Source organism: Variovorax sp. TBS-050B (assembly GCF_029893635.1).
In the GTDB taxonomy this organism is placed as follows: domain Bacteria; phylum Pseudomonadota; class Gammaproteobacteria; order Burkholderiales; family Burkholderiaceae_C; genus Variovorax.
Genome location: NZ_JARXYR010000001.1, coordinates 403,889 through 419,346, shown reverse-complemented (window position 1 = coordinate 419,346; position 15,458 = coordinate 403,889). Strand labels below are relative to the sequence as shown.

The window sequence follows — 15,458 nt, the reverse complement described above, 5'->3', positions numbered from 1 at the left end:
GCGAGCTTGCGCTAGCGCAAGGCGCCGGCCGATCGCGGCACGCACGATCGGGGGATGAACGATCCAGCCGCTCCGGGCGCCGCCATCCGCGATGCGCACCTGCATCCCGCCGAATCCCTGGCGGCCCGCCTCGGCGTGGACCCTCGCGAGGGCCTGAACGCCGACAGGGTGCGCGAACACCGTGCGCAGTTCGGCCACAACAGCCTGCCCGAACCGCCGCCCCGAAGCCTGCTGCGCCGCATCGCCGACCAGTTCCGCGACTTCATGGTGCTGGTGCTGATCGCGGCGGCACTGCTGTCGGGCTTCATCGGCGACGTGGCGGACACGGTGGCGATCGCCGTGATCGTGCTGCTCAACGCCGCGATCGGCCTTGTCCAGGAGTGGCGGGCGGAGCGCGCCCTGGAGGCGCTCAAGCGCCTTGCGAGCCCGCATGCGACCGTGCGCCGCGAGGGCCGGGCCCAGGTGCTCGAGACCAGCCAGCTGGTGCCCGGCGACGTGGTGCTGCTCGAGGCAGGTAATCTGGTGCCGGCCGATCTCCGGCTGAACCACGCGGCCCAGTTGCGCATCGATGAATCGACGCTGACCGGCGAATCGGTCACGGTCGAGAAGCACACCGCCCATCTGCCCGAGGGCGATCACGCGCTGGGCGATCGCTTCAACATGGCATTCAAGGGCACGCTGGTCACCCATGGCCGCGCCGAAGGCCTGGTGACCGCCATCGGGCCCGGCACGGAGCTGGGCCGGGTGGCCGGACTGCTGCGCGACACCGCGGAGCGCAGCACCCCGCTGCAGCTGCGGCTCGCGTCGTTCGGCAAGCGGCTGTCGCTGGTGGTCCTGTTCATCTGCGCGCTGATCTTCGGCATCGGCGTGTTGCGGGGCGAGCCGCTGCTTCTCATGGCCCTCACCGCCATCAGCCTGGCGGTGGCCGCGATCCCTGAAGCGCTGCCCGCGGTGGTCACCGTGCTGCTCGCGCTGGGTGCGCGCCGCATGGTGAAGGTGAACGCGCTCGTCCGCCGGCTGCCGTCGGTGGAGACGCTCGGCTCGGTCAGCGTGATCTGCTCCGACAAGACCGGCACGCTGACGCAGAACCGCATGCAGGTCCAGCGCGTGGATCTGCCCGCCGGCGGCTCGCAAGACGCGGTGTGGCGCGCGGCGCTGCTGTGCACCGACGCGAGCCTCGACGCCGAAGGCCGGTGGGTCGGCGACCCCACGGAGACCGCGCTCGCCGAGGCGGCCCAGGCCGCGGGTTTCGACGCGGCGGCCGTGCGTTCGGCCCATCCGCGGCGGCACGAGTGGCCTTTCGACGCCGAGCGCAAGCGCATGAGCACGCTGCACCGCGACGAAGCTGGATGGACCCTGGTGACCAAGGGCGCGCCCGAATCGGTCCTGCCGCGCTGCATCCGCGCAGCCTCGGCCGAGGGCGACGGCACGCTCGACACGGCCCAAGCGCTGGCGACCGCGGCGGCGATGGCTGCGGAGGGCCTGCGCGTGCTCGCGCTGGCGCGCCGTGCCTGCGCCGACGATCCGGCCGCGGATACCGCGGACGCAGTGGAGTCCGGCCTGGTCCTGCTCGGGCTGGTCGGCCTCGCCGATCCTCCGCGGCCGCAGGCCAGGGCCGCGGTGGCGGACTGCCGCAGCGCGGGGATCACGCCGGTGATGATCACCGGCGACCATCCGGCCACGGCCTTGGCGATTGCACGCGAACTCGGCATCGCGGACACGGGCGCCGTCGTGCTCACCGGCAGTGCGCTCTCGGCGATGGACGACGACGCGCTGCGCCGCGCGGTGCAGGACGTGCGCGTGTACGCGCGGGTCGATCCGGCGCAGAAGATCCGCATCGTGCAGGCGCTGCAGTCCCTTGGGCGTTTCGTCGCGATGACCGGCGACGGCGTCAACGACGCGCCGGCGCTCAGGCAGGCCGACATCGGCGTGGCCATGGGCCTGGGCGGGACCGACGTGGCCCGCGAGGCAGCGAGCCTCGTGCTGCTGGACGACAACTTCGCGAGCATCGTGGCAGCGGTGCGCGAGGGCCGGCGCATCTTCGACAACATCCGCAAGTTCGTGCGCTATGCGATGACCGGAAACTCCGGCGAGATCTGGACGCTCTTCCTCGCGCCGCTGATGGGCATGCCGATTCCGCTGCTGCCGCTGCACATCCTCTGGGTGAACCTGGTGACCGACGGCCTGCCGGGCCTGGCGCTGGCCGCCGAGCCTGCCGAACGAGGCATCATGCGTCGGCCGCCGCGCGCCCCCGGCGAGAGCGTGTTCGCGGGCGGGCTGTGGCAGCACACGCTGTGGGTCGGGCTGCTGATCGCCGGGCTGTGCCTCGGCGTGCAGGCCCTGGCGCTGAAGACCGGGATGCACTGGCAGACCATGGTGTTCACGGTGCTCACGCTGTCGCAGATGGCGCATGTGCTGGCCATCCGCTCGGAAGTCGATTCGCTCTTCACGCAGGGCCTGCGAAGCAACCTTCCGCTGGCAGGAGCCGTCCTCTCGACCTTCGCGCTTCAGCTCGCGGTGATCTACGTGCCCGCGCTGCAGCCCCTGTTCCACACCGAGGCCCTCTCGGTAGGCGAGTTCGCGCTGTGCATGGCATGCGCCGCCCTGGTCTTCGCGGCGGTCGAGCTCGAGAAGTGGATCCGCCGGCGCGGCGCCACTGCCGCCGCGGATCATGCGGAAGGCGCCGCATCCGCGGGTGGACGGCGCGACGGACAGGCCAGCTCGACATGAACCACGCAGCCTCGATCCTGGCGGCCACCGACCTGTCCGCGCCGGCGCGGCATGCAGCCGGGCGCGCCGCACGCGTGGCCCACGAGGCGGGCAGGGCGCTCACGCTGATGCACGTGCTGCCGGCCGATCCGATCGATTCGCTGCGTCGATGGCTCGGCGATGCCGCGGTGGCCGACGTGGAGCGTCAATCGCTGCGGCAGCTGAACATGCTGGCCGCCGGCCTGCGCCAGCAGGAAGGCCCACACGTGCCAGTGGAGGTGCTGTGCGCCAGCGGCAACGTGCTCGACGAGATCGGCCGCGCAGCCGACGCCCGCGATTCGGCGCTTCTGGTGCTGGGCGCGCGCGGGGAAGGGTTCCTGCGGCACCTCGTGCCGGGCACCACCTCGGAGCGGTTGCTGCGGCGCACGACCCGCCCGGTGCTGTTGGTGCGCCAGGCCGCGCATGCAAATTACCAGAGCGTGCTGTGCGCAGTCGATTTCTCCCCCTGGTCGATCCACGCCGTGGCCGCGGCACGGGCGACCGCGCCGCGTGCCCGGCTGCTGCTCTTCCACGCATGGCAGGTACCTTTCGAGGAAAAACTCCGCTTCGCCGGTGTCGACGCCGGTACCTTCGCGCAGTATCGCTGCCATACGCGTGCCGAGGCAGCGCGGCAGTTGCAGACACTGGCGGAAAGTGCCGGCCTGCAGCCGGGCGGGTGGGCGCCCTGCGTGGTGGAGGGCGACCCTTCGCAGTGCCTGGTCGAGCAGGAGCAGCGCCACGACTGCGACCTGGTCGTGCTCGGCAAGCACGGCCGTTCGGCGGCCGAAGACCTGCTGCTCGGCAGCGTCACCAGGCACGTCCTGGCCGAAGGCAGCGCGGACGTGCTCGTGTCGACGAGGCACGCAGCATGAGGCGGGAGGACACGACATGGGCGCCGTGAGCGACCTCGGGCTGATCTGGGCCAGCCTCGTCCTGTGCGGCGGCATGATCGCGGTGGCGGGCACGCTGCTGACGCGCTATGCCGACGTGATCGCCGACAAGACCGGATGCTCGGGCGCCTGGATCGGATTGGTGCTGCTCGCCACCGTCACCTCGCTGCCCGAGCTGACCACCGGCATCAGTTCGGTCACGCTCGCCGGCGCACCCGACGTCGCCGTCGGCAACGTGCTCGGCGCCTGCGTGCTCAACCTCTCGTACCTGGCCGTGCTGGACCTGCTCAAGCGCGACGAGCCGCTGTTCCAGCGCGCGGGACTGGAGCACGTGGGACTGGCGGCGTTCGGCATCGTCATGCTGGGCCTGGCCGGGCTGGGCCTGGCGATCGTGCAGTTTCCGCTCGCGCAGGCGCTCGGGCACGTGGGCTGGTACACGCCGGCCCTGCTGCTGCTCTACCTGCTCGCCGTGCGCAGCACCTTCGCGCACGAACGCGCACGGCTCGCGGTGGAGGCCGGGCGCACCGTCAGCCGCTACCCCGACATGTCGCTGCGCCAGGCGGCGCTGCGCTGTCTCGCGGCAGCGGCCGTGGTGGTGGCGGCCGGCATCTGGCTGCCGTTCATCGCCACCGAGCTCGCGACGTCGATGCAATGGAGCCGGAGCTTCGTCGGCACGCTCCTGGTGGCCTTCGTGACATCGATGCCGGAACTGGTGGTGACGCTGTCGGCGCTGCGCCTGGGCGCCATCGACATGGCCGTGGCCAACCTGCTGGGCAGCAACCTGTTCAATGTGGCGATCCTCGCGATCGACGACATCTTCTACGCGCGGGACCCGATCCTGGCGGCGGTCTCGCCGATCCATCTGGTCTCGGTGATGTCGGCCGCGGCCATGAGCGGCGTGGTGGTGATCGCGCTGCACACCCGGCCGGCAGGCCGCGTGCTGCGGCTGGCGAGCTGGAGCGGCCTCGCGCTCGCGGGCGCGTACCTGTTCAACGCCTACGTGCTGTTCCGCCACGGCGCCTGAAGCGGAAGCGCCGGGGCGGCCCTGCCGGCCGCCCCGGCGCGCAGCTGCTACTCCTTGATGAAGTTCAACAGGTCGTTGTTGAGCCGGTCCTTGTGCGTGTCGGCGAGCCCGTGCGGCGCGCCCGCATAGACGATCAGCTTGGCGTTCTTGATGAGCCTGGCCGAGGCGCGGCCCGATGCGTCGATCGGCACGATCTGGTCGTCGTCGCCGTGGATCACGAGCGTCGGCACGTCGAAGCGCTTCAGGTCCTCGGTGAAGTCGGTGGCCGAGAACGCCGCGATCGAGTCGTAGGTGTTCTTGTGACCGCCCTGCATGCCCTGGGCCCAGAACGACTGGATCGAGCCCTGCGAGACCTTCGCGCCCGGCCGGTTGAAGCCGAAGAACGGACCCGAGGCGATGTCGAGGTAGAGCTGCGAACGGTTCTCCAGCTCGGCCTTGCGGATGCCGTCGAACACCTCGATCGGCAGGCCGCCCGGGTTCTTCTCGGTCTTGAGCATCTGCGGCGGCACGGCACTCACGAGCGCGGCCTTCTTCACGCGGCTCGTTCCGTGGCGGCCGATGTAGCGCGCCACCTCGCCGCCGCCGGTGGAGAAGCCGACCAGCGTCACGTCCTTGAGCCCGAGCGTTTCGATCACGGTCGCGAGGTCGTCGGCATAGTGGTCCATGTCGTTGCCGTCCCACGGCTGGCTCGAACGGCCGTGGCCGCGGCGGTCATGCGCAACCACGCGGTAGCCCTTCGAGGCCAGGAAGATCATCTGCGACTCCCAGCTGTCCGAACTCAGCGGCCAGCCGTGGCTGAACGTGACCACCGGGCCGTTGCGCGGGCCCCAGTCCTTGTAGTAGAGCTGCACGCCGTCGCGGGTAGTGATGTAGCTCGCGCTCTTGGCGACGGCAGGCGCCGGCTGGCGCACGGGCGTCTTGTCGGCGGCGAAGGCGGCGTTGGCGGCCAGCGCGAGGGCGGCGACGGTGAAGAGGCGGGTCACTGCGTTCATGGTTTCTTTCCTTTTGAATATTGGCGTCGGAAGCGACAGAACGAACTTTAGGCGTCTGGCAAAACGATTGGTGATAAAACGTCCGCCAAACTTGACTTGGAGTATTCATGACCGATCGGCTCGAAGCCTTGCTGGCGCACTTCTCCGTCACCGCGCGGATGTTCCATGCGGGTGCGCTGTGCGGCATCAACGACCTGGACGGCAGCGGCGGGACCGGCCAGCTGCACCTCGTGCGCCGCGGCGAGGCGGGCGTGAGCCACGGCGGGGCCGAAGTGCTGCGCATCACCCGCCCGAGCCTGCTGCTGTATCCGCGGCCGATGGCGCACCGCTTCATCACCGACCCGGCGCAGGGCGCCGATTTCGCCTGCGCCAACCTGCATTTCGAGGGCGGGGCGGCCAATCCCATCGCCGCCGCGCTGCCGCCCTTCGTCTGCGTGCCGCTCGACGAGATCGACGGCGCGCACGGCATCCTGGCGCTGCTGTTCGAGGAAGCCTTCGAGCAGCGCTGCGGCCGGCAGGCGCTGCTGAACCGGCTGTTCGAGGTGGTGCTGATCCAGGTGCTACGTCACCTGATGGAGCGCGGGCAGACCCGCTCGGGCATGCTCGCCGGGCTCGCGCATCCGCGGCTGCGCCATGCGGTCGTCGCCATGCACGAGCGGCCGGCGCACGACTGGACGCTCGACGCCCTGGCCGGCGAGGCGGGCATGTCGCGCAGCGTCTTCGCGATGCAGTTCCGCGATGCCGTGGGCTGCACGCCGGGCACCTACCTGCAGCAGTGGCGCGTGGGTCTCGCGCAGCGCGCGCTGCGCGCCGGACGCCCGCTCAAGCTCATCGCGCAGGAAGTGGGCTACGGCAGCGAGGCCGCGCTGTCGCGCGCCTTCAAGGCGCAGAGCGGCCATTCGCCGCGCGAGTGGAAGCTGGCGCAGCAGCCGGCCGCCTGAGCGCCGGCCGCCGGGGCGGGGGATGCGCCGGGCGCGAAATGCGTCTATAGTCAACCAAGCAGTTCACTTTGTTCAACGACTTCGGGACGCGCGCCATGAACCCTTCCGCATCCGCCCGGCCTCTGCCCGCCGGCATCGATTCCAACTGGTCCATCGTCGCCGCGGGCGCGCTGATGACCTGCGTCGCGATCGGCGTGGTGTTCTCGCTGGCGGTCTTCCTGGAGCCCATGAGCGCCGCGACCGGCTGGTCGCGCGCGGGCATCTCCAGCGCCATGACCTTTGCCTTCCTGAGCATGGGCGTGGCCGGCTTCGGCTGGGGCGCGCTGAGCGACCGCTACGGGCCGCGCGTGGTGGTGCTCGCGGGCACGGTGCTGCTCGGGCTCGCGACGGTGCTGGCGAGCCGCGCCAGTTCGCTGCTCGCGTTCCAGCTGCTGTTCGGCGTGCTCATGGGCGTCGCGGCGGGCAGCTTCTTCGCGCCCGTGATCTCGACCACCGCCTCCTGGTTCGACCGGCACCGCAGCCTTGCGGTCTCGCTGGTCTCGGCCGGCATGGGCGTGGCGCCGATGACCATCGCGCCGCTCGCGGCCTGGCTGGTCACCCGCTACGACTGGCGCATGGCGCAGCTGATCATCGGCATCGGTGCCTGGGTGCTGCTGCTGCCCGCGGTGTGGTTCATCCGCGCGGCGCCTGGCAGCGGCGCGGCGGCCGCGGCGGGCGGTCCGGCCGAAGGTCCCGCCATGCCTGTCGGGCAAGCCCTGCGTTCGCGCGCCTTCCTCGTGCTCGGCATCACCTTCTTCGCCTGCTGCGCGGCGCATTCGGGGCCGATCTTCCACACCGTGAGCTATGCGATCGGCTGCGGCCTGCCGACCTTCGCGGCGGTCACGATCTACAGCATGGAAGGGGCGGCCGGGCTCGGCGGGCGGCTGGTCTTCGGCGTGCTGGCCGACCGGCTCGGCGCCAAGCGCGTGCTCGTGGCCGGGCTGCTGATCCAGGCCTTCGCGGCCGCGAGCTACCTGCTCGTCAACCGGCTCGGCGGCTTCTACGCGGTGGCGATCGTCTTTGGCATGGCCTACGGCGGCGTGATGCCGCTCTATGCGGTGCTGGCGCGGGACTACTTCGGGCCGCGCATCCTCGGCACGGTGCTGGGCGCCGCGACCATGCTGTCGAGCCTGGGCATGGCGCTCGGCCCGGTGCTCGGCGGATGGCTGTTCGACCGCTACGGCAGCTACACCTGGATGTACCTCGGATCGATGGCCGTCGGGCTCGGCGCGGTCGCCATCGCGCTCAGCTTTCCGCGGACGGCGCCGCAGGGCGCCGCGCGCCTGCAGCCGGCGGGTTGATGCCGCCGCCGCAGCCCGCCCACCAGCGGCTGCCGAAGGCGAACCCGCGGCAGACGCCCGCCGCGACGAGGCCGGTGACGGCGAGCATCGCCGCGGTATGGACAGCGACCGCCGCCAACGCAAGTCCCAGCGAGCCGACGGTGCCGCCGCCCGCAGCGCCCATGCACAGCGGCACCAGCGCCGGCACCAGCATCAGCCCGGCGCCATGGGCGGTCGCCATCACGAAGGACCCGAGCGCGAGCCCCGCGTGTCCGGCCGGCACGCGTGCCGCCGTCGGCGTGCGGCGCCACAGATGAAGCAGCGCCGCCAGCACGCACAGCGCGCCGGCGAACCACTGCACCATGGTGCGGTCCAGCGACACGCCGAAGGCCACCGCCGCGGCGACCAGCGCCACCGACGCGGCATGCCCGAGCGCGATCGGCACCAGCGCCCGCAGCGCCTGCCCGCGGTCGCGCGCACGCACGCCCCAGGCGGCCGCGAGCATCCAGCCGCTGGCGGGATGGAGCCCGTGCAGCGCGCCGATGCCCGCCACCGCCAGCCACGGCCAGAGGCTCGCCATGGTGCAGGCGCCGCTCAGGCGTGCGCGGCGCAGCAGGGCGCGGCGGCGGGTGTGGCGACGGACGCGGGGGCGGGCTCGTAGCGGTCGTGGTGCCGCACCCACTCCATCTTGTAGGGCACGTCGCGCTCGTCGCGGCCCTTGGGCGTGAGGTCCATCATCTGGTAGGCGCCCATCATCACTTCCACGCCCCGCTCGTAGGTCGAGTAGGTGTGGAAGACCTCGCCCGCGTCGTCGCGGTAGAACACGCTGAGGCCCGGCGCCTCCTCCGCGGGGAAGGGCCGCACGGCGTAGTTGTAGTAGACCTCGCCCTTGTCCATCTCCTCGGGCGTGAAGCTCACGTGGAAGTCGTGGTTGAAGTCGCTGCCGTACGACGACACCCACTTGAACTGCCAGCCCATGCGCTCGCGGAAGCGCGCGATCTCGGCCAGCGGCGCGCGCGAGATCGCCACGAAGCTGATGTCGCGCTGCGCGAGATGCACGTTCATGCCGTCGGTGTGGTCGGCCATGAAGGAGCAGCTCGGGCAACCCTGCGCCCAGCCCGGGCCGAGCATGAAGTGCTGCACCAGCAGCTGGCGCCGGCCCTCGAACAGGTCCGCGAGGCGGCGCGGGCCCTCGGGCGTGTCGAAGACGTAGGCCTTCTCGACGCGCTTCCACGGCAGCGCGCGGCGCTCGCGCGCGATCTGGTCGCGCAGGTGGGTGAGTTCGCGCTCGCGCGCCATGAGCTTCTTGCGCTCGGCCAGCCACTGCTCGCCGGTGACGACGGGATGGTTGGCGATGGCGGTGCCGGAGATGACTTCGCTGTGCATGGTGGTGTGCTCCTTGGATGGATGGCGGGTGAAGAAAGGCGCGGCGCGACCCGCCGGCGGCCGGCGCGCTCGTCGAGAAACCGAAAGTCGAGAAGGGGCGGCAGGCAGGCCGTGCGGCCTCCGCTGCCCGAGGGCCGAGCGCCCTCAGGCGCGCGCGGCGCGCGGCCGGCGCACGGCGCGGACCTTGCCGCTGCCGCCACCGCCGCAGTAGAAGAGGTCGGCGCCGTCGGACTCGAGCCCGCTCACGCCGACGTCGCGCGGCATCTCGAGCCGCTCGAGCAGGGCGCCGCTCTGCGGATCGATGCGGCGCAGGTCGCTTTCGTCGCCTTCCCAGGTGCCGTGCCACAGCTCGCCGTCGACCCAGGTGACGCCGGTGACGAAGCGGGTGCATTCGATGGTGCGGCGGATCGCCCCCGTGGCCGGATCGATCTGGTGGATCTTGCGGTCGCGGTATTGACCGACCCAGAGGCTGCCCTCGGCCCAGGTGAGCCCCGAATCGCTGCCGCCGCCGGGCGAGGGGATCGAGGCCAGCACCTGGCCGGTGGCCGGATCGATCTTGTCGATGCGCGCCTCGGCGATCTGGTAGAGGTGCGTGCCGTCGAAGGCGGTGCCGGCGTCCGCGGCGCGCTCGAACACCCGCTCGGGCTCGCCGCTCGCGGGATCGAAGGCCAGCAGCTTCGCGCCGCCCGCGGCCCACACGCGCCGGCCGTCGTGCGTCACGCCGCCCACGGAGGTGGCGCCTTCGAAGGGCCCGTACTCGCGCACGATCTCGGCGGGTCGCGTCGTGGCGCGGGCGGTGTCGCTGCTGTTCGCTGTCGTGGTCTTGCTGCTGCTCATCGTGGCTCCTGGTGGCGCGCCTCGGACCGGCGCATGGGAGTCACTCTATTCAATCGGCAGCGCCGCGGGGAGTAACAAGATCGTCGTGAATCCCCCGAGCGGCGGTGCCAGCCAGCGGCGCGAACGCGCCTGGCCGATGGCGCGCACCCGCGCCTCGGCCTCGAGTTCGGCCAGCGCGCGCTGCACCGTGCGCTGGCTGGCGCCGAGCGCCAGCGCGAGCGCCGAGGTCGACCACGGCGCGCCGTCGGACAGCAGCGCCACCAGCGCGCCCTGATCGCCGTCGATCGGCGGCGCGAGCACCGCCACCGGCCGATCGTCGTGCGGCCGCAGCACGAAGCCGCGCGCGGTCGCCTCGATGGCGGCCATCGACGCGACGAGCGCGCGCAGCCGCCCGATCTCGACGCGCAGCCGCGCGCGATGCGTCTCGTCGGGGCGCTGCGTGCGGAAGGCGCCGGCGATCAGCGCCTCGCGGTCGACGTCGCCGGGCCAGGCTTCGGCCAGCGCACGCACCAGCGTGAACAGCACCGGCCGGCGCGCGAGCGGACGCCATGTGCCGCCGACGCCCACGCCGCGGCGGCAGGCATCGACCACGAGCGCGTCCGAGGCGAGGAGCGCCGCGACCTCGTCGAGGCGCAGCGCCTGTTCGGCGCCCGCCATCCGGCGGCGCGCGGCGGGCCGTGCGAGCGCCGTCCGCGCTTCGGCCACCTCGGCACGCAGCGCCGGCACGCGCGAACGCTCGGCCGCATCGTGCGCGCGCAGCAGCGCCGCCTCTGCCGCATCCACCTGCAGCGAGCGCAGCGCCAGCTCGGCCTGCGCCAGCGCGACCACCGCCGCGAGCGAGGCGGAGAGGCCGCTCGCCCCGTCGAGCCGCGCGAGCGCGGAGCGGGCCTGGTCGAGCCGCCCGAGCAGCAACAGGCGGCGCGCCGCGATCAGCCGCGCCTGCAGCGCATTGGCCGGGTCGCCATGGGCCTCCAGCGTGGCCGCGGCGAGCGCGAGCGCGCGCGGCGAATCGCCGATGTCGCGCGTGGCCAGCGCCACCTCGGCCTCGGCCACCACGCAGCGGGCGCGTGCGAGTTCCTCGTGACTGCCGAAGCCGCGCGCGGCACGCCGCAGCAGCTCGCGGGCGCGCGACAGCTCCCCGAGCTGCGCCATCGCGATGCCGCGCAGCGCGAGCGCCGGCGGATCGTCGCGCAGCGCCACGCGCTTGAGCGCGCCGAGCGCATCGCCCGCCGCCAGCGCGCGCGCGGAAGCGGCGATCAGCGAGTCCATGCCGGCCGGGCGGTCGTGGTCGTCGTCCGGTGTTCGATCTTCATTGGCCTTCCGTTCGCATCGGTGCGCGGCGGCCGGTGTGCCGGCGCGCGTGCCCGGACTGTAATGGCAGCCGGGACGCGCGCACCCCGTCCCTAGAATGCCGCATGGAAACCCGGCAGATGCGCTGTGTCCTGGCCATCGCCGAGGCCGGCAGCCTCACGCGCGCGGCCGAAGCCCTCGGCCTCGCGCAGCCGGCGCTCACGCAGACGCTCAACCGCCTCGAGCGCGAGATGGGCGTCAAGCTCTTCATGCGCACGCGCCGCGGCGCCGCGCTCACGGACGCCGGACTCGCGGTGCTCGACGACGTGCGCGCGAGCCTCGCGCATGCCGACGCGGCCGCGGACCGCATCCGCGCCATGGGCGCGGGCCGCGCGGGCCGGCTGACGATCGGCTTCGTCACCCACGCCGTCTACGAGGTGCTGCCGCGCGCGCTGCGGCGGCTGCGGGCCTCGCATCCGCAGCTCGACATCGCGCTGCGCGAGATGAGCAACGCCGAGCAGGTCGAGGCGCTCGAAGGCGGCCGCATCGACGTCGCGCTGCTGCATCCGCCGGTGGCCGTGAACGCGCGCGTGCACGAGAAGCGGCTCGGCGAGGAACGGCTGGTCGCGGCGCTGCCGGCCGGCCACGCGCTACCGCCCGACGGTTGCGTGGCGCTCGCCGACATCGCCGCGCACGGGCTCGTGTGGTTTCCGAGCGAGCAGATGGCGGCGCTGCGCACGCAGATGCTCGCGGCCTTTCGCGCGGCGGGCCACGACGTGCGCATCGTGCAGGACGCCAACCGCACGCTCACCGTGCTGTCGTGCGTGGCCGCGGGCCTGGGCTGGTCGCTGCTGCCGAGTTCGGTGCGCGCGCTGCGCCACGAGGGCGTGCGCTATGCCGAGGTGCGCGACGGCGCGGGCCTGCCGCCGTTCGAGTTGTCGGCGATGTGGCTCGCGAGATCGCGGCCGACCTTCGCGGATGCGTTCGCGGCCCTGCTCGACGCCTGACGCCGCGGATCAGTCCAGTTCGATCCTGTTGCTCTTCGCCACCTGCGTCCACTTGGCGATCTCCGCCTTGCGGAAGGCATCGAGCTCGGCCGGGGTCGAGCCGATGACCTCGGCGCCCATGCCTTCGAGGCGCGTGCGCACCTCCGGGTCGCGCACCACCGCCGCGAGTTCCCGGGCGAGGCGGTCGGCAATGGGCGCGGGCGTGCCGGCCGGCACGAACACGCCGTTCCATTCGTAGACCTCGTAGCCCGCGAGTCCCGATTCGGCCACGGTCGGGATCTGCGACAGCACCGGCGCGCGGGCCTTCCCGGTGACGGCGAGGGCGCGCAGCTTGCCGCTCTGGATGTAGGGCAGGCTCGATGCGAGGCTCGCGAAGAACACCGGCACCTGGCCCGCCATCACGTCGGTCAGCGCGGGACCGCCGCCCTTGTAGGCGACGTGCGTCATGCGCACGCCGGCCATGGCGCTGAAGAGTTCGGCCGCGAGGTGCTGCGCCGAGCCGTTGCCCGACGAGGCGTAGTTGATCTGCTCGGGCCTGGCCTTGGCCTGCGCCACGAGGTCCTTCACGCTCGCGATCGGCGCGGCCGGGTTGGCGACCAGCACGTTGGGCACGCGCACCAGCAGCGAGACCGGCGCGAGATCGCGCAAGGTGTCGAAGGGCATCTTGCTGCGCAGCGCGGGGTTCTGCGCGTGGTTCGAGGCGTCGAGCATGATCGTGTAGCCGTCCGCCGCGCTCTTGGCGACGAGGTCGCCGCCGATCGCGCCGCCTGCACCCGCGCGGTTGTCGATCACCACCGGCTGGCCAAGCCGCGCCGAGAGCTTGGGCGCGATGACGCGCGCCACCGCATCCACCGTGCCGCCGGGCGGGTAGGTCACGACCATCCGGACCGGCTTGGCGGGCCAGGCCGGCTGGGCCGCGGCGCTCAGGGCCGCGAGCCCGAACGCGGCACCGATCAGGGCCGCGGGAATCCACGTGCGCAGCCGCGCCTTCGGGATGTGTGGGGGGATGGTTGGGTTCATGGTGTCATGCCTCCTTGGAAGAATCGAAAAAGAGCGCGGCCGGCGTGTCGACGAGGATGCGGCGCCGCGCCGCAGGGTCGGGAATCCATCGGTCGAGCGCGGCGCGCGACTGCGCATAGCTCGCGAGCGCGCGGTGCTGGGTGTGCGGCCAGTCGCTGCCCCACAGCAGCCGCTGGGGCCCGCAGGCATCGAGCAGCGACTGCGCGGCGCGGCAGGCCTCGGCGCCCAGCGGATCGGGCCAGTTGCGGTAGGCGGCCGAGAGCTTGATCCAGGTGCGGCCCTGCGCCGCCGCGCGCAGCAGCCAGGCGAAGCCGGCGTCGGCCGCGGTGTCGCCGCGGGGCCGGCCGAAATGGTCGACGACGAGCCGGCAGCCCGCATCGAGCACGGCCTGGCCCACCACCGGCAGGTCGCCTGATTCGCGATGCACTTCGACATGCCAGCCGAGACGCCGCGCATCCGCGAGCAGTGCCTGCCACGCGGGCTGCGACAGGTCCGGCAGCGGCAGGCCCACGAGGTTGAGCCGCAGGCCGCAGACGCCCGCGGCGGCGAGCTCGCGCAGGGACTCGAACGGCGTGCCGGGCGCCACCACCGCCACGCCGCACAGGCGCTGCGGATGGGCGCGCAGCGCCGCGCACATGAAGCTGTTGTCGGTGCCCAGGAAGCTCGGCTGGACCAGCACCGCATGCGAGACGCCGTGCGCATCGAGCAGGCCGAGGAACTCGGCCGTCGTCGCGTCGTAGTCGGGCGCATGCCGCGCGTTCGGCGCGAAGGGCAGGCCGGCGAGGAAGACATGCGCATGGCTGTCGATCGCGCGCGGTTCGCCGTCGAGCGATGGTGCCGGTGGCGCGGAAGTCGGGAAGGGAAACAGGGCGTGCCTCTCTGAAGGAGGCCGAAGTATCGACAGTGCCGCGCCGATGCGGAATCAGCGCGGCCGTTCGATTTTCATAAGCGCGGCTTATGGCGCGTCGGCGCGCGCGATGCCGAGCTTGCGCAGCATGCGGTGGAAGTTGCTGCGGTCCATGCCGGCCTCGCGCGCCGCGTTGGCCACATGGCCGCGGTGCCGTGCGAGCGCGTCGGCCAGCCATGCGCGCTGGAAGGCGGCCGTGGCCTCGCGCAGCGTGACGCCGGGCGGGGGGAGGGCGGGCTGCGCGGCCGGTGCCACCGGTGCCGCATCGGCCGGCGCCGCGGGAACGGAGGCTGCGCCGGCCGCGGCCGCCTCGAGCGCGAGATGGTGCGGCTCGATGGCGGTCCAGCGCGCACCGCGCCGCTGCTCGGTGAAGGCGCGCAGCGAGGCGCGGCTGATCACATGCTCCAGTTCGCGCACGTTGCCCGGCCAGCGGTGCGCGAGCAGCGCCGACTTCGCGGCCGGCGACAGCCGCAGGTTGCGCGCGCCCAGCCGGTGCTGGTTCTCTTCGAGGAAGCCGCCGGCCAGCGCCACCACGTCGCGGCCGCGCGCGCGCAGCGGCGGCACAACGAGCGGATAGACCGAGAGCCGGTGGTAGAGGTCGGCGCGGAAGCGGCCCTGCGCGATGGCCGCGGGCAGGTCGCGGTTGGTCGCGGCGATCACGCGCACGTCGACCTTGAGCATGCGGTCGCTGCCGGGGCGCTGCACCTCGCCGCTCTGCAGCACGCGCAAGAGCTTGGCCTGCACGCCGAGCGGCAGCTCGCCGACCTCGTCGAGGAACAGCGTGCCGCCGTCGGCGATCTCGAACTTGCCGGTGCGGTCCTGCACCGCGCCGGTGAAGGCGCCGCGCTTGTGGCCGAAGAGTTCGCTGTCGGCCAGCGACTCGGGCAGCGCCGCGCAGTTGACCTGCACCAGCGGCTGGTCGCTGCGCCGCGAGCGCGCGTGCAGGCGCTGCGCCACCAGGTCCTTGCCGACGCCGGTCTCGGCCGAGCAGCAGCACGGTCAGGTCCGAGGCAGCCACGGTGTCGACCTCGCCCAGGAGCTGCCTCATCGCCTGGCTGCTGCCGAGCAGTTCGCGCGGCGCGCCGCGGCCCGCGCGC

General features: G+C 72.7%; 15 protein-coding genes. 7 read left to right on the top strand and 8 right to left on the bottom strand.

The window, feature by feature from the left end:
* Nucleotides 1–54: 54 nt before the first annotated feature.
* Genes M2165_RS01925 through M2165_RS01915 form a run of 3 tightly spaced genes read left to right on the top strand, consistent with a single transcriptional unit; the run spans nucleotide 55 to nucleotide 4,662 of the window.
* Nucleotides 55–2,730, top strand: a complete 2,676-nt coding sequence (locus M2165_RS01925; RefSeq protein WP_280812975.1) for a cation-translocating P-type ATPase — start codon at nucleotides 55–57, stop codon at nucleotides 2,728–2,730.
* On the top strand, nucleotides 2,727–3,620 hold the full coding sequence (locus tag M2165_RS01920) for a universal stress protein (RefSeq protein ID WP_280812974.1): 894 nt from the start codon (nucleotides 2,727–2,729) through the stop codon (nucleotides 3,618–3,620). The genes M2165_RS01925 and M2165_RS01920 overlap by 4 nt, the downstream gene beginning before the upstream one ends.
* Before the next feature lie 16 nt (nucleotides 3,621–3,636).
* Nucleotides 3,637–4,662 carry a sodium:calcium antiporter gene (locus M2165_RS01915; protein ID WP_280812973.1) on the top strand — a complete coding sequence of 342 codons (1,026 nt, stop codon included), beginning with the start codon at nucleotides 3,637–3,639 and terminating at the stop codon, nucleotides 4,660–4,662.
* Between the two features lie 47 nt (nucleotides 4,663–4,709).
* Here the strand turns inward: M2165_RS01915 and M2165_RS01910 are convergent, their stop codons facing one another.
* The gene (locus M2165_RS01910) at nucleotides 4,710–5,654 is read right to left on the bottom strand and encodes an alpha/beta hydrolase (RefSeq protein WP_280812972.1); all 945 of its coding nucleotides are present in this window, start codon (nucleotides 5,652–5,654) and stop codon (nucleotides 4,710–4,712) included.
* 107 nt (nucleotides 5,655–5,761) lie between these two features.
* On the opposite strand from M2165_RS01910, the gene M2165_RS01905 reads away from it, so the two are divergent.
* Nucleotides 5,762–6,595, top strand: a complete 834-nt coding sequence (locus M2165_RS01905) for an AraC family transcriptional regulator (protein ID WP_280812971.1) — start codon at nucleotides 5,762–5,764, stop codon at nucleotides 6,593–6,595.
* 95 nt (nucleotides 6,596–6,690) lie between these two features.
* On the top strand, nucleotides 6,691–7,935 hold the full coding sequence (locus tag M2165_RS01900) for an MFS transporter (protein WP_280812970.1): 1,245 nt from the start codon (nucleotides 6,691–6,693) through the stop codon (nucleotides 7,933–7,935).
* On the opposite strand, the gene M2165_RS01895 is transcribed toward M2165_RS01900, so the two are convergent.
* From M2165_RS01895 to M2165_RS01880, 4 genes are all read right to left on the bottom strand, one after another.
* On the bottom strand, nucleotides 7,880–8,494 hold the full coding sequence (locus M2165_RS01895) for a hypothetical protein (RefSeq protein WP_280812969.1): 615 nt from the start codon (nucleotides 8,492–8,494) through the stop codon (nucleotides 7,880–7,882). The two genes, M2165_RS01900 and M2165_RS01895, sit on opposite strands and share 56 nt — an antisense overlap.
* 14 nt (nucleotides 8,495–8,508) lie before the next feature.
* Nucleotides 8,509–9,300 (bottom strand): DUF899 domain-containing protein, encoded by a 792-nt coding sequence (locus M2165_RS01890; RefSeq protein ID WP_280812968.1) that lies wholly within the window; start codon nucleotides 9,298–9,300, stop codon nucleotides 8,509–8,511.
* Between the two features lie 144 nt (nucleotides 9,301–9,444).
* Entirely contained in the window at nucleotides 9,445–10,137 is a 693-nt protein-coding gene (locus M2165_RS01885) for a hypothetical protein (RefSeq protein ID WP_280812967.1), read from the bottom strand.
* 45 nt (nucleotides 10,138–10,182) lie between these two features.
* Nucleotides 10,183–11,406 carry a helix-turn-helix domain-containing protein gene (locus M2165_RS01880; protein WP_280812966.1) on the bottom strand — a complete coding sequence of 408 codons (1,224 nt, stop codon included), beginning with the start codon at nucleotides 11,404–11,406 and terminating at the stop codon, nucleotides 10,183–10,185.
* Nucleotides 11,407–11,552: 146 nt separating this feature from the next.
* Between M2165_RS01880 and M2165_RS01875 the strand changes: the two genes are divergently transcribed.
* Nucleotides 11,553–12,434, top strand: coding sequence for a LysR family transcriptional regulator (locus M2165_RS01875; protein ID WP_280812965.1), 882 nt, complete (start codon nucleotides 11,553–11,555; stop codon nucleotides 12,432–12,434).
* Between the two features lie 9 nt (nucleotides 12,435–12,443).
* Here M2165_RS01875 and M2165_RS01870 read toward each other — a convergent pair whose 3' ends face one another.
* Nucleotides 12,444–13,454, bottom strand: a complete 1,011-nt coding sequence (locus M2165_RS01870) for a tripartite tricarboxylate transporter substrate binding protein (RefSeq protein ID WP_280812964.1) — start codon at nucleotides 13,452–13,454, stop codon at nucleotides 12,444–12,446.
* Between the two features lie 4 nt (nucleotides 13,455–13,458).
* Nucleotides 13,459–14,229, bottom strand: coding sequence for an amidohydrolase family protein (locus M2165_RS01865; RefSeq protein ID WP_280813160.1), 771 nt, complete (start codon nucleotides 14,227–14,229; stop codon nucleotides 13,459–13,461).
* Here M2165_RS01865 and M2165_RS01860 point away from each other — a divergent pair.
* Nucleotides 14,149–14,337 (top strand): hypothetical protein, encoded by a 189-nt coding sequence (locus M2165_RS01860; protein WP_280812963.1) that lies wholly within the window; start codon nucleotides 14,149–14,151, stop codon nucleotides 14,335–14,337. The genes M2165_RS01865 and M2165_RS01860 overlap by 81 nt on opposite strands.
* Before the next feature lie 72 nt (nucleotides 14,338–14,409).
* Here the strand turns inward: M2165_RS01860 and M2165_RS01855 are convergent, their stop codons facing one another.
* Entirely contained in the window at nucleotides 14,410–15,318 is a 909-nt protein-coding gene (locus tag M2165_RS01855) for a sigma 54-interacting transcriptional regulator (RefSeq protein ID WP_280812962.1), read from the bottom strand.
* Nucleotides 15,319–15,458 lie beyond the last annotated feature (140 nt).